The sequence below is a fragment of the Persicobacter diffluens genome (assembly GCF_036244895.1).
Lineage (GTDB): Bacteria > Bacteroidota > Bacteroidia > Cytophagales > Cyclobacteriaceae > Persicobacter > Persicobacter diffluens.
The window spans coordinates 1,418,673-1,436,773 of record NZ_BQKE01000001.1; the positions used below are offsets into that span (position 1 = coordinate 1,418,673).

The 18,101-nt window shown below is 43.0% G+C and carries 13 protein-coding genes; 7 read left to right on the forward strand and 6 right to left on the reverse strand.

From position 1 onward, the window contains the following. Window positions 1-231: 231 nt before the first annotated feature. Window positions 232-1,074, reverse strand: coding sequence for a LysR family transcriptional regulator (locus AAA970_RS05955; RefSeq protein ID WP_338236339.1), 843 nt, complete (start codon window positions 1,072-1,074; stop codon window positions 232-234). Window positions 1,075-1,195: 121 nt separating this feature from the next. Between AAA970_RS05955 and AAA970_RS05960 the strand changes: the two genes are divergently transcribed. The 4 genes from AAA970_RS05960 to AAA970_RS05975 all read left to right on the forward strand — a co-directional run bounded on the left by AAA970_RS05960 (window position 1,196) and on the right by AAA970_RS05975 (window position 4,941). Beyond that, on the forward strand, window positions 1,196-1,789 hold the full coding sequence (locus AAA970_RS05960) for an NAD(P)H-dependent oxidoreductase (RefSeq protein WP_338236340.1): 594 nt from the start codon (window positions 1,196-1,198) through the stop codon (window positions 1,787-1,789). Between the two features lie 390 nt (window positions 1,790-2,179). Next, window positions 2,180-2,857: a TetR/AcrR family transcriptional regulator gene (locus AAA970_RS05965; RefSeq protein ID WP_338236342.1), complete on the forward strand. Its 678-nt coding sequence runs from the start codon at window positions 2,180-2,182 to the stop codon at window positions 2,855-2,857. After that, window positions 2,854-3,159 carry a hypothetical protein gene (locus AAA970_RS05970; RefSeq protein ID WP_338236343.1) on the forward strand — a complete coding sequence of 102 codons (306 nt, stop codon included), beginning with the start codon at window positions 2,854-2,856 and terminating at the stop codon, window positions 3,157-3,159. The genes AAA970_RS05965 and AAA970_RS05970 overlap by 4 nt, the downstream gene beginning before the upstream one ends. A 171-nt stretch (window positions 3,160-3,330) precedes the next feature. Further along, window positions 3,331-4,941: a SulP family inorganic anion transporter gene (locus AAA970_RS05975; protein WP_338236344.1), complete on the forward strand. Its 1,611-nt coding sequence runs from the start codon at window positions 3,331-3,333 to the stop codon at window positions 4,939-4,941. Window positions 4,942-5,741: 800 nt separating this feature from the next. Here AAA970_RS05975 and AAA970_RS05980 read toward each other — a convergent pair. Together AAA970_RS05980 and AAA970_RS05985 are read right to left on the reverse strand one after the other, a co-directional pair. Further along, window positions 5,742-6,059 (reverse strand): hypothetical protein, encoded by a 318-nt coding sequence (locus AAA970_RS05980; RefSeq protein WP_338236345.1) that lies wholly within the window; start codon window positions 6,057-6,059, stop codon window positions 5,742-5,744. A 446-nt stretch (window positions 6,060-6,505) separates the two neighbouring features. Further along, window positions 6,506-7,132, reverse strand: coding sequence for a MarC family protein (locus AAA970_RS05985; RefSeq protein ID WP_338236346.1), 627 nt, complete (start codon window positions 7,130-7,132; stop codon window positions 6,506-6,508). Window positions 7,133-7,238: 106 nt separating this feature from the next. Here AAA970_RS05985 and AAA970_RS05990 point away from each other — a divergent pair, with 106 nt between their 5' ends. Continuing rightward, entirely contained in the window at window positions 7,239-8,129 is an 891-nt protein-coding gene (locus tag AAA970_RS05990) for a CPBP family intramembrane glutamic endopeptidase (protein WP_338236347.1), read from the forward strand. Window positions 8,130-8,376: 247 nt separating this feature from the next. Here AAA970_RS05990 and AAA970_RS05995 read toward each other — a convergent pair whose 3' ends face one another. Continuing rightward, window positions 8,377-10,116: an RICIN domain-containing protein gene (locus tag AAA970_RS05995; RefSeq protein WP_338236348.1), complete on the reverse strand. Its 1,740-nt coding sequence runs from the start codon at window positions 10,114-10,116 to the stop codon at window positions 8,377-8,379. Between the two features lie 224 nt (window positions 10,117-10,340). Here AAA970_RS05995 and AAA970_RS06000 point away from each other — a divergent pair, with 224 nt between their 5' ends. Next, on the forward strand, window positions 10,341-11,864 hold the full coding sequence (locus AAA970_RS06000) for an IS5 family transposase (protein ID WP_338236349.1): 1,524 nt from the start codon (window positions 10,341-10,343) through the stop codon (window positions 11,862-11,864). Here the strand turns inward: AAA970_RS06000 and AAA970_RS06005 are convergent. Further along, the gene (locus tag AAA970_RS06005; RefSeq protein ID WP_338236350.1) at window positions 11,861-12,943 is read right to left on the reverse strand and encodes a hypothetical protein; all 1,083 of its coding nucleotides are present in this window, start codon (window positions 12,941-12,943) and stop codon (window positions 11,861-11,863) included. The genes AAA970_RS06000 and AAA970_RS06005 overlap by 4 nt on opposite strands. A 55-nt stretch (window positions 12,944-12,998) precedes the next feature. Beyond that, window positions 12,999-14,879, reverse strand: coding sequence for an RICIN domain-containing protein (locus AAA970_RS06010; protein ID WP_338236351.1), 1,881 nt, complete (start codon window positions 14,877-14,879; stop codon window positions 12,999-13,001). A 690-nt stretch (window positions 14,880-15,569) separates the two neighbouring features. Between AAA970_RS06010 and AAA970_RS06015 the strand changes: the two genes are divergently transcribed. Beyond that, window positions 15,570-17,699 carry an elongation factor G gene (locus tag AAA970_RS06015; protein ID WP_338236352.1) on the forward strand — a complete coding sequence of 710 codons (2,130 nt, stop codon included), beginning with the start codon at window positions 15,570-15,572 and terminating at the stop codon, window positions 17,697-17,699. The last annotated feature ends 402 nt before the right edge of the window (window positions 17,700-18,101 follow it).

Here is an 18,101-nt window from a genome sequence, read left to right on the forward strand (position 1 = left end):
ATGCTTGTAAAGGATTAATGGTAAGCCTATTGAGGTGGCTGGGTGATTCTGGAGGTGAATAATTCGGCTTAGCGCTTCTTTAAAAGCACACCATCCGCTTGCAAATTCGAATTATTGGAAGCGATTTATGATATTTCCCCAACAATAGCGCTGCTATGCTTTCAAAATAATTGGGTGTCGCTTTTGCATTAATCAAATTTTCGCTTCGGCTGTTGGCTTTTCATCAAGCGCTTAGAAACTGATAAAACTTTTCAGTGCGCGAGATTTATTACTTTTTTTCCATACGAATATAAGTTCCCGTACGAATAGTGCATCCGACAATGGAATAAACTTGATGCCGGAAATCATATTGTTGGTTTGGGCGGCCAGTGAAACCCCAACACCCGCAGAAACCAGAGAGGTGACGGTGTCATTATTTTGGGCCTGAAATACGGGATTTACTTTGATTTTTTTCGCTTTCATTTGGGCGGTCACCTCCTCAAATAAAGGGCAGTTGGTTCTTTCTATAAAAGGCATTCCTTCCAATGCTTCAAGGGGAAGGCTGGAGGCGGCGGCTAATGGGTTTTGGTGGGAAACCGCTATGTCGAGCCTTTCGGAAAAGGCCGGGCGAGCAGCATAAAATTCTTCATCAATATCCTGCTTTTCAATGAAAATACCGTCCAGTTCTTCCTGGTCCAGCTTTTGGAACAGCTCTACCAGCGTACTTTCAACCATCTTTACCTGGTATTGGCCGTATATTTCCTGATAGTTGCGAAACATCGGCACCACGGCTTCAATCACAATATTGTCTAAAAGGCCTAATCTTAAGAGCCTGTTTTCGCCATCAGCAAATTCGTTTTCAATTTCGTGCCATTGCGCCAGCATTTTTTTTGCCAAAGGCAACATGCGTTGTCCCTCAGGACTGAGGCGTACATTGCGTTTGTCGCGGTGAAATAAATTCACATCCAAACTTTCTTCCAGCTTTTTGATGCCCGCCGAAAAAGTCGACTGAACCACCGGGATCTTTTCTGCCGCTCTGGTGAAGTTCTTGTGTTCGGCCAGTAGTACGAAATATTTCAGAAACTGTAAATTCATTATCGTAAATGTCGATTTGTTTGATCTAAAAAATCTGTTTTGTAAATATAATGACTTGCCCCATATTTGCACAAGACAATGGGACAGGAAATAAAGATTTTAGACATAAACAAACATTAAAATGAAAACGGTTTTAGTAATCAACGGACATGAACCCTATGCTTTTGCGGCAGGCCAATTCAACGACGGACTTTTCGATGTAGCGGTAGAAACTTTGAGTAAAGAATTTAAGGTGTTGACCACCGTAATGAAGGAGGGTTATCAGGTGGAAGAGGAACATGAAAAGTTCAGACTAGCCGATGTGGTGATCTTCCAGTTTCCAATTTATTGGTTCAGTACGCCAGGCTTAATGAAGAAGTATTTCGATGAAGTATATGCTTATGGTGTATTCTTTGGAATGGGAGGAGAAAATCCGGAGGTAGAAAGTAAATACGGCTTTGATAACGGTCTGATGAACGGTAAACCCTATATGCTGTCGGCTACGATGAATGCCCCTATGGATGCTTTCAATACGGCAGATGGCTTTTTTGATGGGAAATCCATGGATGAAAGCTTACTATATCATATTCATAAAACTCATCAATTCTGTGGCATGAAAGCATTGCCCTCTTTTGGTGCGCATAATGTGATAAAAGGTCCGCAATTTGAAGCGGATGCCCAAAAGTGGAGATTGCATTTAGAAAATGAGGTAGTAAGGTTGTTTACAATCGCATAAGCAGCTGTTCTGTGTTATCAAAGGGTTTATACTTCTGGGTGTAAGCCCTTTTTTTGTGAAGGGAAAATGTTTCAAGAATCGCGGATAAGAATAACAAAAATGATTTTTTTAACGTAATCACATTGTTGGTTTAGCCCATAATAGTAATACTATTATCTCGGACTATTCACGCTGAAATCCTCCTTTAACGACAAGGCGGGAAAAAAGAAGGAATAGTTTTTATTTCGAGTTTTTTCCAATGAAGCAGAGGAAGGAGGAGGAAGCAATTTAAAATTTGGCCATTTAAAAAATCGGGAAAACAACCTAAATAATCTATTAGGGAGTTGATGGATTCGATGTAGTCATCTTTTCGGTGAATAATTCGGCTAAAAGCCACCTAAAACCTTTCTTATGAAATCCATCTGGCCCTATCCTGTTCTAAAGGTGAGCGAAAGTACCTATTTGAAAGATCCAGCATCTACGGATTTGGGGCGCCGTATAGTTTCCGGTAGTATTGATCAGATTTCCGATCTGGGTTTTGAAGCCTTTACTTTCCGAAAACTGGCTAAAAAAATTAATTCGACAGAAGCCTCTGCATATCGCTATTTTGAGTCGAAACACCAATTGTTATTGTATTTGGTAAATTGGTACTGGGCCTGGACGCATTACCGCCTGATGGCCGCTACCGCTCCAATTGCTCAACCTCAGGAGCGGCTGCGCAAAGCGCTTCATCTTTTGAGTGTGGCTATAGAAGAGGATGGGAATTTTTCTCACATTAACGAAATCCAATTACAACAAATAGTCATTGATAATGCCGCCAAGACCTATCTGACCACCGCGGTCGATAGGGAACAGCAGCATGGTGCATTCTCCAACTATATTTTATTGGTAGCTCAATTGGCGGAATGGGTTTTGGCCGTTAATCCGGATTACCCTTATCCGCATATGTTGATTTCCAATACGATAGAGGGTATGCATCACCAGCGTTTTTTTGCCGAGCATTTGCCTGCTCTAACGGATTTGAATTCTTCTCATGATCAAATCAATGCATTTTATCAGGATTTGGTATTTAAAACGCTTGCCTCATGAAATACGCATTGGTTCATTTCGTGCCCCGACAATTTGCTCATTGGATGAGTCTCTTTTTATTACTCTTCCTGGTTTTGAGCACCATGGATCAAAATGATGAACCATTAGCGGATGAGGTGAAAGTGGAGCTTAAAATGGAGATGAGCGGTGAGTCGGGGGAAGATTCAAAATATTGCCATGATTGGGAATGGCCTTTAGAACCTTTCATCAATCAGAAGCGGGGAGGTGATTTTCCCGATCTTATTTTTTCAATGGAAATGTTGAGTCAAAGGGTGGTTAGTCCGCCTCCGGAAGTTTTTTGAAAAGGCCTTTCCTCCATTCTGACAGGGATTCAGGAAAAAAATACCGCTTTTCTTTTCACTAATCTGTCAATCAATTGCAACCCATTTTTTCAATATCCATTTGGGCTTCCTAAAAAAAGGACACCATCAAAATCATAGAAGGTTTATCCTTCAGCCGAAAAACCAATTATTATGAAACCAAATCCACGCCAGGGGATGTTCGCTCACTTGAAGTCCGATTTTCCCGCCAGTATTATTGTTTTCCTTGTCGCACTTCCACTTTGTTTGGGAATCGCCCTGGCATCCGGAGCACCTCTGTTTTCAGGCATCATTGCCGGCATTGTAGGGGGTATTGTGGTGGCCAGCCTTAGTGGCTCCCCCCTGGGCGTTAGCGGGCCAGCGGCCGGTCTGGCGATTATTGTCTTGAATTCCATACAGGAATTGGGCGCTTTTGATGCTTTTTTGTTGGCAGTGGTAATCGCCGGGCTTATTCAGATCATTTTGGGGTATTTAAAAGCCGGGATTATTGGTTATTATTTCCCTTCTTCGGTGATCAAGGGGATGCTCTCCGGTATCGGCATCATTATTATCCTCAAGCAAATTCCCCACGCCATGGGCTATGATAAAGATGCTATGGGGGATTTTTCCTACAATCAGATTGACGGGCATACCACTTTCTCGGAGCTTTTTTATATGCTGGAGGGCATAAACCCCGCAGCCATGATCGTGACGGTGGTTTCCCTGATCATTTTGATCCTTTGGGAACAGCCCTTCATGAAAAAAATTCCCCTCACTAAAATTGTGCAGGGGCCATTGGTGGTGGTCAGTATGGCCATTGGTTTAAATTTGTTTTTCCAAAATAGCGGATTGCTCAAATTTGATGCGGATGAATTAGTCACCATTCCTGTAGCCGCCTCCATTGAGAGTTTTATCGGGCAGTTTACCCTGCCGGATTTCAGCCAGATTACTAATCCGGATATTTATGTGATTGCCCTGACTGTTGCGGTGGTGGCGAGTTTGGAGACCCTGCTTTGTGTGGAAGCCACGGATAAACTGGATCCTCAAAAAAGGGTGACCCCTACGAATAAGGAGTTGATTGCCCAGGGGGTAGGGAATACACTCTCCGGATTAATTGGTGGTTTGCCGGTGACGCAGGTAATTGTCCGAAGTTCGGCCAATATTCAGTCGGGCGGAAAAACCAAGCTGTCGGCTATTCTGCATGGTTTTTTTATATTGATTTCTATCATCCTGATTCCGAAGGTTTTGAATTTGATTCCTTTGTCCGCATTAGCGGCCATACTTTTTGTGGTGGGTTATAAGCTGGCGAAGCCGACCGTGTTCAAAGCCATGTACAAAAAGGGAATGCCGGAATTTGTTCCGTTTATGGTGACTATTTTAGGAATCATCCGTATCGATATGCTGGTGGGGATCGGCCTCGGCCTGGTGGTCGCCATCATCTGGATTTTATATAATAATTATAAAATTCCTTATCATTTTGATGATGCGGATTATCGGGCAGGAGAGCCCATCCGCATTCATTTGGCGGAGGAGGTTTCTTTCCTGAATAAGGCGCCTATACTGAGATCCCTGAAGCATCTTCCTGACGATTCCACAGTCATTATTGATGCCTCCAAGACCAAATCCATTCATCCGGATGTCCTTGAAATCATTGATGATTTTGAAGACAACGCCAAGACTCGTGGCATTACCGTGGCATTGGTTGGTCTAACCCACAGTAGAGGGGAAGATCCGGTGAAACTATTCAGCAAGACGGTGTCATCGCAAAAGGTAAAGGTGGGCTAGCTCATAGTTCCTGGCTTAATAATAGTGATATAAGGGGTATCCATATTTAGGGATTCCCTTTTTTTTGGGGGCTACCTCCTGACGTCGGCCCGGGCTGGCGGCAGTCGCTTTTTACGGTGCCTATTTTAGGATCATGTATGCCACCGTAAAAGAGCTTCAACAAACGGCTACGCCTCTGCCTTCATCCCTAGCCCACACTGGTTAGTGCAGCAAGAACGGCAAATGCCAATCCTCTTTCTCAATCTCAAAGAGGTGACGTACTTCTTGTTGTAGTATTGTGGCAATTTTTAGGGCCAAAACAGTAGACAGTTGGTGTTTGCTGTTTTTAAAAGCAATCCATCTTCATTCCACCATTTTGTCTGTTATAATCTTATTCCGATTCCAATATTCCTTGGAGGATTCTGCTAACAGCCTCAACGGCTCGTCGGGATGGATTAAAGTATTAACCCGAATTATTCACTGATAAATTCGTTACAAAAACACAAGCGACTTATTTTCAATTCTTTATAATTTGTTTTCTTTGATTTATAGTAGCCCAAATTTGGGCAAGCTTGCTTTCTCCTTATTCATCTGTTTCATTGGAAAAAACTCAAAATAGGGAAATTTCCTTCATTTATCAGCTTGCAACGGCATGAGAAATCACGGCTTTCTCATAAAACTACAAATGGACAAATTATAGGAATGATCTAGTTCCAAATGGTGGCTATTTGATTTGAGCGCTTGTTTATGAGTTAGCTTACTACCTTTTACAGTATTGATATTGTGGTATAAAATCTTCCACATCAACAATCCGGCCTTGATCAATGGGCGGATGGACAAAGGTGCTGCTGGCGACCAGAAGGCATCACAGCGACATTTCTGCAATACTTTACCAGTCTCGCATCATCTGCAAATGTCGCCTTGATGGATTCCGTCAGCAGGTTCTTTGTCCCGCCGACATTGATCACAGCCTTGATTTTTTTGTTTCGTTTTTTATCAAGAAAAAATGAAAAGAAACGATTAATTATTCCATAAAAGGTATTGAATGGCTGATCTAGCTTTTTATGAAAAAGCCCTGCATGAGGAATAAGTACAAAAATATTGGGCATTTTTAAACAATGGATATCCGGCTTTTTCAAAAGACTATGAATGGATAAAAAATAGGTAGATCCGGTTTCTCATAAAACTACAAATGGACAAATAATAGGAATGATCTAGTTCCCAATGGGGGCTATTTGATTTGAGCGCTTGTTTATGAGTGAGCGTGCTACCTTTTACCGTATTGATAATATGGTATAAAAACTTCCACCTCAACCCTCCGGCCTTGATCAATGGGCGGATAGACAAAGGTGCTGCTGGCGACCAGAAGGCATCACAGCGACATTTCTGCCATACTTTACCAGTCTCGCATCATCTGCAAATGTCGCCTTGATGGATTCCGTCAGCAGATGCTTTGTCCCGCCGACATTGATCACAGCCTTGATTTTTTTGTTTCGTTTTTTATCAAGAAAAAATGAAAAGAAACGATTAATTATTCCATAAAAGGTATTGAATGGCTGATCTAGCTTTTTATGAAAAAGCCTTGCTATCCGATATTAAACCCCAGTTTTATCCCCGCAATCACCATATCCGTCCCCATAATGGCCAGTATCAACCCCATGATTTTCCCGATGACCGTGATGAGGTTTTGACCCAATTTTTCTAAAATAAGGTTGCTTATGGAGAACGCGCAATAAGTCAACAGGCACATAAAGGCAAAGATGGCGATCACAATTGCACTGTCTATCATACTTACTCCGGTGACTTTATTCATAGCGGTGACAATGGTGCCGGGCCCGGCCAGGATTGGGATCGCCAGAGGGCTGATGGCCACGCCTTCGTCGACTTCAGCAGTAACATTTTTATTATGGGTAACGGCTGATTTTTTGGATTGCAGCATTTCAAAGCCCACATGGAATAACAGGATACCGCCAGTAATTTTAAAGGCGGGAATGGTAATTCCAAAGAGATGAAAAATGATATTGCCCAAAAGGATAAAGGTCAATACAATGATGAAGGCCGTCAGACAGGCTGTTTTGGCGATTTTTCTTTGTTCTGATTTGCCGGAGCCTGCTACCAGCCCCAAAAATGCCGGGGTATTGGCGATTGGGTTCATAATGGCAAAAAAGCCGGTAAAAACCCCCAGGGCGAAAGTGAGGTGATCGTTGGTCATAGTGGAGGAAATCTTTATCTTTAATAATTTAAATAATTATCATTAGTTTTCCCCAATGCGAGCGCTTTTCCTCAATTACAAAAGATTTTTTTCCAGTGAATTCCATTTGGAACCTCACTTAAAGGCCCTTTTAGGGGCTGCGGTCTTGTTAACTTTTAATTATTCCTGGAGTGCCTCCGGTTTTGAAAGAGATTTTATCAGAAAGCTGCCCTGGCTAACGGAAGTGCTGGCTCACAGCCTGATGGGTGGCCTTTCTTTTGGCTTGGTGCTTTTTTTATTCCGCAGGGATAAGCAGTGGGTATCCGGGCTGTCGCAACCGGCCTTTTGGTGGAAATTTGCAGCAGCCTTTTTGATTTATGGTCTTTATCGGACATTCAATCTATCCGCCTGGTTTTCGGAAGTTTATCCGGCTCCTGATCAATATTTTATTTACAGATGTTTGTATCGTTATGCCCGTTTCGTAATGATGCTCTTTTTGTTATTGCTCCTATATTATGCATTTGACAAGAAGCATTTGTCCAACTTTTATGGACTGGATTTCCGGCTTAAATCCATGAAGCCCTATTGGTGGATATTGGCAGGAATGGCCGTAATCATTTTTTTTGCCAGTTTTCTGGAGAGTATTCAGGCGTATTATCCCCTTTATAAAAAAAGTGGGGCACATGCTTTTGTTGCGTATAGGGGAGTAACGGAAGTCTGGGCAGTGGTCTTATTTGAGTCCGCCTATAGCCTGTCTTTTGTAATGGTAGAGCTGTTTTTTCGAGGATTTTTGGTCCTGGCATTTTATCGATACCTGGGCTCTCGCGTGGTTTTGGCCATGGCCATGAGTTATATGGTATTTCATTTTGGAAAGCCTTTGCCGGAGGCCATCAGCTCACTTTTTGGAGGATATTTACTGGGCATCCTGTCGATGCAAAGCAAAAATATTTGGGGTGGGGTAGTGGTGCATGTGGGAATAGCGCTGCTAATGGAGCTTTTTGCTTTTCTCCAGGGTTAAAGAAAAGGGGCCGAAGCCCCTTAATCCGAATTATTCACCGATAAATTCACTAACCAATCTTAAGTAATTAAAATTCAATCCATTATAATTTATTTTCATTGATTTATAATAGCCGAAATTTGGGCAAACTTGCTTTTTCCTCATTCATCTGTTTCGTTGGAAAAAATCGAAATAGGAAACTATTCCTTCATTTTTTCCGCCTTACAGCTAAACGAGGATTTAGGTATGAATAATCCGGGTTAAAATGTTATTCAATGATGATTTTCCTGACGGATTTACCTCCAGCTCCCTGTATGACCATTTGGTATACGCCTGTTCTCAGTTGGGTCTGAAGGTGTAATTTGTTGCGTCCAAGGGGTAGGAATTGGTTTTGCTCCCAAACCGTTTTGCCCGATAGATCCACCATGCGGATATTGATCTGCTGATCCATGGCAGAAGGAATTTCCAGGGTCATCGCTCCGCGATTCGGGTTAGGGAAAACCAAAATCTGTGGGCCGGTATTCTCCACCAGCTGGCGATTATTATTAGCCGTGGTAGGAATAAAGTTCCATTTTTGATTGCCGTTGGAGGCATAGAAATTCCATGTTTGCAGGTATTGGTCGGAGGGGCGCACATCCAGGGCCTGTCCCCAGCAATGATTCGGTTTGAGGAAAAAAGCTCCGCCTTCTTTTTCAATTTTCCATTGTTGATGAGCACCGCTGGCTTGCGAGTAGGTTCCCAGGAGGGTTCCATTCTCACATTTTGCATAAGGGACTTCCAGGTATTTAACTCCGGCAGACTGATCCAGTAGCTGAAGGGTATAAACATCATCTCCCAGATGCCTCAGTTGCCATTTTTGCTGATTAACATTGGCCGGACTGCTATTGATCGGCACCCAATTGGTCTCGGCTGTTGCGGCAATATTTTCGCCATTGGCAAGCGATCGGATTTCGTAAAGGCCATCCGTTAACAGGGCATCACTTATGGTGAAATTATTGATTTGATCTGTCTTGATATTTTGAGTCCAGTCGGTGCCTACTGGCCGGATACTTCCTTTTAGCGTATAGGTATTCCCTTCCGTAGGAGTTGAAGGCAGGTTAATACGGATAAAAGTGGTGCCAGCCCCAGTACTCACTGTTTTTGTGCCGCTGGCTTGCCATTGGTTATCCTTCCAGAATTCCACCACCAAATCCCGGGAACCGGCTGCACTGTAATCAAAATAGAAATCATAGCTATTCTGAACGGGCAGGGAACCGAAACTATGGAAAGTAAACAGGTCGGTGAATGCCGGTTTGCTGTCATATCGCTGAACATCCAGAATCAAAGAGCTGATAAAGCCCCCGTTGTCCGGGTATTGGATGGTGACGGTATTGTTGGTGTTGAGCAAATCGAATGATACCGGGATATCAATTACCCCAAAGAAATCCTCTCGATTGGCCTGATCATAACCCGCCCAGTTTTGAGGGACCGGAATGCTGGTGCCATTTACTTTGATCACCGGCAGTTTAGATTTGTCGTGCTTACGGCTGATGCCCATCCGGAGAAATGCTTTTCCTGCTCCGGCAGTGCCCAAATTCACATTATTAAACTCAAAGCTTGCCGTTCCTGCAATCGGAATCAGATGTTGATTGTTGTAATACCTTACTGAGCGAAGCGCATTCTGGAAGCTAACATTTTGGGAAAATTGGTATTTCAGTACTGTAGTTTCTCCTGCAATCAGGCTAATGTCTGATGGAGCATCCTTCAAGGTGGTGCTGGTGAAAATCGGATCCTGATTGGCATAAATTTTCAGCGCTTTTTGATGGACCGACTGAATGTCCTGCGCCTGAGAAAGCAGGGAGAGGCTCACAGTCTGGGTGGCATCATCCAAATTACTCAATACCACATAGAGTTCACTCCCATTCAAAAAGGCCAGACTTTGAATATCCGGATTAGCACTGTTGATTTCTACCCGGTGCCCTTTCACTTCAGACCATAATTCATAAAACTTTACCCGTTCCGTATACACCCATTCCGTGTTGCCGTCAATCGGTTGTCCGGAATTTTTCGGACGCCAGAGGGCAGCACCATAAGGCTGGTAATTAGGGTCTGCTGAAATAGCTCGAATTATCTAAAAACGACTGAAGATCAACTTATTAAATCACATTAAATCTCTTTTAGTGCAAGGGGAAATTTTGTAAATTGTCCTTTAAATAGCCCCAGGGCTCCTTTCCTACTTTTTTAGCTTGCACTATGATTAAGCATTCCCCTGATCAACTTGAGATTTCTGATTTTATGGACCCGTATTTGGGTGGCCTTAATCCCAATAACAGATGGATTATTATGGCCAAAGAAATTCCTTGGAGTCAATTAAAAAGGATCTATGAACGGAACATGTCCTTCGACAAAGGAGCTAGACCTAAACCAGCGCGTTTAGTGATTGGAGCCTTGATTATCAAACACAAATATAAGTTGTCTGATAGAGAAACAATTGAACAAATCAAAGAAAGTCCATATCTACAATACTTTGTTGGATTGCATAAATTTCAACATGATCAGGTATTCGATTCTTCATTATTTCCGACAATTAGAAAGCGTTTGACCATAAAAGACTTTAATGATTTAAGTCACTTACTCCAGAGTCATGACGTTAGTATTGATGAGCAAAGCGAACTTCGTGATGAAAAAAATGTAGAAAGTGATACAAAATATAAGAAGCCTGAAATTGAAAACTCGATTTCAGTTGATGCTACTGTAGCGGTGCAAGAAATTCCTTATCCGACCGACCTGGCTTTGATCAATAAGGCTCGCATTGAATCAGAAAAAATCATCGATATATTATGGGAATTTGTTAAAACAGATGCTAAGAAACCTAGAAGCTATCGACAAAAAGCCCAAAAAGAATTTCTAGCGTTGACAAGAAAAAAGAAGAAAGGCGCCGATTTTTGGAGGGCTGCAAATCGAAAACAACTACAGTATCTTCATCGAAATATAGGGCATATTCATCGTCTATTAGACCAAATTAAGGTAGGTATTCCTTTGAATAAGCGTTTTTTGAAGCTATTGTATGTTATTCAAGAAGTGTATCGCCAACAAATGGAAATGATTGAAGAGAAGAAAAATACGGTTGGTTTCCGTATTGTAAACTTATATCAACCACATATTCGCCCCATCATAAGAGGGAAGTCTGGAGCGAATGTTGAATTTGGAGCTAAAATATCAATATCTATTGACCAAGGCTATTCTTATATTGACCATCATGATTTTGAAGCATACTATGAAGGGGAAGAGGAGATTATCAAAAAGCATATTGAAGCACATAAACTACGGCACCCTCACACTAAGCTAAATGGAATTGTTGGAGACAAAATTTATGGAAATCGAAATGCTAGAGAAGTTTATGATCAAAATGATATAACTTTCGTCGGCTCACCTCTTGGAGCTCCTCCTAAAGATCCTGAAAAAATTAAAGAGCGGGAAGAGAATAAGGTTATCCATCAAAAATTGAGGAGTCATGTAGAAGGAAAATTTGGACAAACTAAAAGAGGGTATGGATTGAATAATATTAAGGCACGAAGATCAGACACCACAAATTCTTGGATTGGTGCCATCTTCTTTATTGCTAACCTTGAAAGATTCATGAAAGGAATCTTTTTTGACCTTTTTTTCATTATTTATGAATATGATTTATGGGCATTAGTAACATCAATAATCGAAGCTGGAATTGGTCAACCAAATTTCAAGAAAAATAAAGAGACCTTTTTAAGCAGACCCTAATTATTGCCGGCATTAATGTGCCAGGTGGATTTTCCACAGTTAAAGGGAATGGCTAGATCTATCTTATGTTCCCTTTTGATAAGGTCTATGATGATATGGTTCATCGATTTTACCGACTGTATGCTCTTGACTGCTGAATATTCCGCTCCGTAACCGGCCTCTATGCCTCCGAATTCTGTAATGGCAAATGGCTTCACCGTTCCCCATTTTATGCGACTGTAAGTTTCTACCAAATCAAGGATGGCATTGGCGTTGGAGCCGGATCGGCGGGTATCCTGTCCGGTAACATTGATCCCGTCGTAAAGGTGAATGGCAAAGGCATCCATATTTGCTCCGGCCCGGTCCATAAACATTTTCATACGGGTGTTCCAATGACCAAAATCCCATAACTCCATAGAGGGCCAGGCAGAGGAATAACCTACCACCTTGGTATTGATGCCCCGCGCATTAAATTCTGCGCCTATAGCTCCAAACCAGTCCGCCATCCGTTCCCTCATCAGTTGATTATCCGGTTGTTCAGCCGAAAATTCAGCATCTCCGGCATGGACAAAAGGTTCGTTCATGGGCTCAAAATATTCGGGTAGAAACGAAGGCTCATAAAAGGCTTCAAAATAATCGGCACTCCATTTTGCCGCAGTATTCATATCAATATTCCACCGCACTACATTTTTAGGGTGCTCCGTGACCACATGCCGGCTACTGTGCCGGTACCAGGTGCTGCTGTTTTTGGTGCTGTTAATATTGTTATTTCCCCAGCCAGAAATTTCACTGGGATTAGTGGAGTATACTCCAACTTCCCCATTGGCTTTACTTTTAGCAAATGAGAAAGGTCCCCAGAAACCCCTGCCGAAATTGACCCCCAGCCGGTTGGTAAGGTCCTCATATTCTGTGTTGGTGACCTCTCCATTTCCCCAGGTATCGTGAATGTTGAAGAATTTGGTGCGGTCCAGTTGACTCACCCCTCCAGTATAGAATTGGACGCTGGGATCAATGGTGACCGTATTTTGCCCCCGGACATGGAGGTGAAGGCTGAGCAGTAAGCATAGAAGTGCCGCTCTATGAAAAAAAAGGATTTTCATGAGTTTAAATTTTGGGTGATGAAAAAATTGACTGGTGAATTCCTTAACCAGCTGATTATTCAATAATTAATTTTTCCTGGAATATCGCCTTTCCTGACTTTACCATGAGCAGGTAAATGCCCTGACTCAGCCCCGGACTAACTGCATCAGGCGTGGCAGATTTAGTCAATGAGGCTTCGTAAATCTTTTTTCCGGAAAGACTGTAAATCATCAGCTGACATTCCTGCTCAGGCTTTATACTTGCAGGAAGTTGAAGATGAAATTTCCCATCAGATGGGTTGGGGTAAAGGATCAGCTTTTCAGTGGAGGCGTCCGGAAGCTGACGCTGATTGCTAGCAGGTATCACTTGCCATTGCTGATTTCCATTGTTGGCATCATAGGCCCAGGTATGGATATTATCATCTTGCGGGCGAACATCCAGGGCTTGTCCCCAGCAGTGATGAGGCCGAAGGGTATAAGCATTTCCATTTTGCTCTATTTTCCATTTTTGGTGGGAACCGCTGGCACTGCTATGAGTTTTCACCAGACTTCCGTTTTCACAAGCCGCATAGGGCACTTCTAAATATTTATTTCCGTCCCAGGTGGCCTTTAATTTTATGGTATAAATGTCATTTCCCTGATGGCTAAGGATCCATTTTTGATCGTCATAGTTCCCAATGGTTACTTCGGTAGCATTCCAGCTATTCCAGTTGGGGGCTCCCAAATTTTTGCCGCTGGCCACGCTTCTAATCTCATAGGTACCATCCGCGATAATGGCTCCGGCACTGATGGAGATGTTGTTGATTTGGGCATTGGCAATATTCTGAGTCCAATCGGTGCCCACCGGGCGGATGCTGGCCTTGAGGATATAATCAGTGCCGGCAGTCGGGCTACTGGGTAGGCTAATGCTGATGCTTGCACTGCTGGTCCCGGCAGCCACCGTTTTTTTGCTGGCGGCCAGCCAGCTGGCCCCCTTCCATATTTCTACCACTACCTCTCTTTGTTGTTGGGCGACATATTGCACGCTAATGTTCTGTGAGCTGCTCATCGGTAAACTGGTGTAGGCTTGACCAAAGGAGATGGTTTCGCCCGCCTGCGGATCATCTTCCAATGTCCAGGCGCGAACCCAGTCGTAATAAGTGGTGTTTTTGCTATCATCTGCTAATTCTGCCGCCGTCGGGGGAGTTTGCCAGTCATAGGTTTCGGTTACCAAAAACATTTGCATGGGGCGATCAAAGGGGGTGCTGCTATAATCGGTTCTTGGATTTACCGTATACTGGTACACGCCATCAATATAAAATAAAATGGTGTTGGCATCTTTCCAGTAAGCGCCATAAACATGGTAGTCATCTGCTACATTGCCCCCTACCGAGGCGCTGTTACCACGAGATTTCCAATCTTCGGCACCGCTACAGGGATTGTAAATATAGTGGGTGTTGGAATGCATATGGGTGGCAAAAGTGGGGCTTTCCTTAGCCCCTCCAATACATTCAATAATGTCTAATTCTGTTTGGGTCTTCGGACAATTGCTACTGTCCCATCGGTTTTTCATCCAAAAGGTGGAAGACATGGAAATCTTACTCGCTTTCATTCGACATTCGTAATAGCCGTAATGCCCATTTGTTGCAACGGAGGACACTGCCCCGCCGGCAATGGTGTATTCATTTCCATTCACCCATTCACTTTGGCTGAGCTTGTAGTTCTTTATTTGCATTTTTCCATTGGTCACCGTTACCGCATTGGGTTTGAAAATAGCCGGCGACCGTCCGACCCAGTAGGGATGATAGTCCAGCCATTTGTTTTTGTCCAATGAACTTCCATTAAATTCGTCGGAAAAGGCATTGTTTTTCACCCATTTTTTACCAGCAGGAGCCGGATCATTTCCGTTTTGAAAGGTGGGTTGCGCTGTGGCCTGAAGCATGTAAATGCTCATCAGTAAGCATAATAATTTTCTCATAGTAATTTGGTGTTGAGTAATCTCAATCCCGTGCTGACTGTCAGGGGATTAAGGTGATCAAAAAAAATCTAGTGGAAGGTAGTGGATTAGGAGAATACCCTTAGAAAAATTTCAAATGGTTGTTAAGGGGGGCATTATGTTCAGGCAAGCGGCTATTAGGACAAGAAAAAGAAATGGGGGGAGGCAGAGAAGCTACAATATTGAGCGTTGCGCGAAAAGTTTTATTTCCATCAATATTATAAATAGAAGAGCATTTCACCGTATTTAAGGGTAACCATTCTTGAGTAGAAATAATTTCTCCCCTCAAAATTCCCCGGTTTCAGGGGGGCGGTTCATTAGTGGAAATAAGGGGGATCTGCATGGGGACCAGCCTGGGGAAAGGAAGGTGTTTTCCTGTTTCGAATTTTTTCCATCGAAGCAGGTGAATGACCAGAAAGCAAGCTTGTCCAAATGGGGGCTGTTTAAAAAAGCAAAACGACTCCCTATGCGCTGTCAGTAAAGGCCAAGCCTTTATTTTTTGAAATCTAATGGTGAATTATTTCGGCTTAATTCTGCTTCGGTTGGCGCTTTTTTTAGTCACATGAAAGCCTGAGGTTTATCATGTAATTATCATGGTTTTATCGGTATATTAAAATACAGTTGGGGGTAGGGTTAGGAAAATTATTTTTTCACCATAAAACCATGAGGCAAATGAAAGTATTTGATCAGAAACACATCAAAAACATTGTCTTGCTCGGCTCTACGAAATCAGGCAAGACCACGCTGGCCGAGACGATGATGTTCGAAGCTGGCTTAATTAATCGAAGAGGGAAGGTAGAGGAAGAAAATTCCGTTTCCGATTATCATGAAATAGAGCATCAGCGCCACAGTTCTGTTTATTCCACTTTGCTTCATACGGAGTGGCGCGATTATAAAATTAACATTCTGGATACCCCCGGCATAGATGATTTTGTGGGGGAAGTGGTTTCCTCCGTTCGGGCAGCGGATACCTGCTTATTGATGGTGAATGCGCAAACGGGCGTAGAAGTTGGAGATGAACTGGTGTGGCAACAAATCGAAAGATTTAAAAAGCCCACCATTTTTATTGTCAATCAATTGGATCACCCTAAAGCTGATTTTGAATTCTCCGTAGAGAGTATCTTCGATACCTTTGGCAGAAATGCGGTGTTGATGCAATACCCCTTACAGCCTGGCCAGGGCTTTCATCAGATTATTGATTTGCTCAAAATGGTGATGTATGTTTTCCCGGAAGAAGGAGGACGGCCAGAGAAACGCCCCATTCCCGAGGCAGAGCAAGAAAGAGCCAATGATCTGCACAATGCCTTGGTGGAAAAAGCGGCCGAAAACGATGAACGCCTCATGGATCTCTATTTTGAGAAAGGAAATCTGGAGGAAGATGAACTAAGAGAGGGATTACGGATTGGTATGACAAACCATGATGTTTTCCCTATTTTTTGTCTTTCTGCTAAGCAAAATATGGGTTCCGGCCGTTTGATGGGCTTTATAGATAATGTAGCACCCGCCTCTGCCGACCTGAAACCTGAGCCCCTGACGGATGGTGGGGAATTGAATTATGATTTGAATGGCGATCCCACACTTTTCTTTTTCAAAACCATTAATGAACCCTTCCTGGGGAAAGTATCCTATTTTAAAGTGATTGCCGGTAAGATAACGACTGATCAGGAACTTTATAATCCATCAACAGAGACGACCGAAAGATTGGGGCAACTCTACATCGTAGATGGGAAAAAACGGCATAATGTGGATGAGTTGGTAGCCGGAGATATTGGCGTTGCGGTGAAATTAAAGCATACCTATACCAACCATACCCTTTGCCTGAAAGGCAAAAACACCATTCTGGAGCCTATTACCTTCCCGGAAGAAAGGTTGCGTGTGCATATCTGGTCCGAGTCCAAGGATGAAAATGAAAAGCTGGGAGAAGCTTTGCGGGAAATTGCCCTGGAAGATCCTACCGTTCGGGTAGAATTTTCGAATGAATTAAAGCAATTGATTTTATCCGCCCAGGGGGATCTGCATCTGGAGACCATCAAATGGAAGCTTAAAGAAAACTATAATTTAAATGTGATTTGGGAAATGCCGCGTATCCCTTATCGGGAAACCATCCAAAGGCCTGCCGAAGCCACCTATCGCCATAAAAAGCAATCCGGCGGAGCAGGGCAGTTTGGGGAAGTCCTTCTGAAAATTGATCCCTATTTTGAAGGCATGCCGGAACCCTCCAAGGATTTGCATGTCCGTCATAAGGAAGAAATCGATTTGCCCTGGGGAGGAAAGTTGTTGTTTTATAACTGCATTGTGGGGGGTGCTATTGATGCCCGCTTTGTTCCTTCCATTAAGAAAGGGGTAATGGAAAAAATGGAAGAGGGTCCTATTACCGGTTCCTATGTTCGGGATGTGCGCGTATTGGTGATGGACGGAAAAATGCACTCGGTTGATTCCAATGATATCTCCTTCAAAATTGCCGGCGCCAAGGCTTTCTCTTCTGCTTTTGCCCAGGCGAGCCCCAAGATTCTGGAGCCGATTTATTTGGTCGAAATTACGGTGCCGGATCATCAAATGGGTGATGTGATGACGGAAGTTCAGAGTAGAAGGGGAATGATTTTGGGGATGAATCCGGAGGATGATCATCAGATTATCACCACTCAAATTCCACAGTCTGAATTGGGAGATTTCTCTACCTCTTTGAAGTCAATCACCCAGGGAAGAGCACAGTTCCATTGGGAATTTCAGGATTATCAGCCCTTACCAGCTAATTTACAGGAAGAGATGGTACGGGAAGCCACAAAACTGATGGAAGCCTAATTGATAGTTGACTTTTTATAGAGAATGGCGATCCGGAAAAGGGTCGCCATTTTTTTTATCTGCATGGTATGTTATGGTAGAAGGCAAACGTTTTTATTAATAGGGATGAATGCGGAAATGTGCTTTTAAGCCGCCATAGAGCTATTTTTTTTGTGCTGAAAGAGTCGGTGGAAGCGAGATGTCGAAGGGAGGAACCAGCCTTAAGATTCGGTTTTCGATAAAGGTTTTTTTGCCAAAAACTTAAGGGGCTTATCTTAAATTGTTACTGACGATTAACCCCAATTTTAAGCGTTTTTTAGCCAAAATACAGGACGAAAATTTGAAGAATTGTGGAAGGGAGGCCCCTTCTCTCGAGAGAATAGTAGCCATATTGCTGAATATTATCTGAAATCAATTTCAATA

What these genes read in the sequence shown, in the direction of transcription:
- AAA970_RS05955 (WP_338236339.1), bottom strand. Translation starts at nt 1,074, where the DNA reads ATGAATTTACAGTTTCTGAAATATTTCGTACTACTGGCCGAACACAAG.
- AAA970_RS05960 (WP_338236340.1), top strand. Translation starts at nt 1,196, where the DNA reads ATGAAAACGGTTTTAGTAATCAACGGACATGAACCCTATGCTTTTGCG.
- AAA970_RS05965 (WP_338236342.1), top strand. Translation starts at nt 2,180, where the DNA reads ATGAAATCCATCTGGCCCTATCCTGTTCTAAAGGTGAGCGAAAGTACC.
- AAA970_RS05970 (WP_338236343.1), top strand. Translation starts at nt 2,854, where the DNA reads ATGAAATACGCATTGGTTCATTTCGTGCCCCGACAATTTGCTCATTGG.
- AAA970_RS05975 (WP_338236344.1), top strand. Translation starts at nt 3,331, where the DNA reads ATGAAACCAAATCCACGCCAGGGGATGTTCGCTCACTTGAAGTCCGAT.
- AAA970_RS05985 (WP_338236346.1), bottom strand. Translation starts at nt 7,132, where the DNA reads ATGACCAACGATCACCTCACTTTCGCCCTGGGGGTTTTTACCGGCTTT.
- AAA970_RS06000 (WP_338236349.1), top strand. Translation starts at nt 10,341, where the DNA reads ATGATTAAGCATTCCCCTGATCAACTTGAGATTTCTGATTTTATGGAC.
- AAA970_RS06005 (WP_338236350.1), bottom strand. Translation starts at nt 12,943, where the DNA reads ATGAAAATCCTTTTTTTTCATAGAGCGGCACTTCTATGCTTACTGCTC.
- AAA970_RS06010 (WP_338236351.1), bottom strand. Translation starts at nt 14,879, where the DNA reads ATGAGAAAATTATTATGCTTACTGATGAGCATTTACATGCTTCAGGCC.
- AAA970_RS06015 (WP_338236352.1), top strand. Translation starts at nt 15,570, where the DNA reads ATGAAAGTATTTGATCAGAAACACATCAAAAACATTGTCTTGCTCGGC.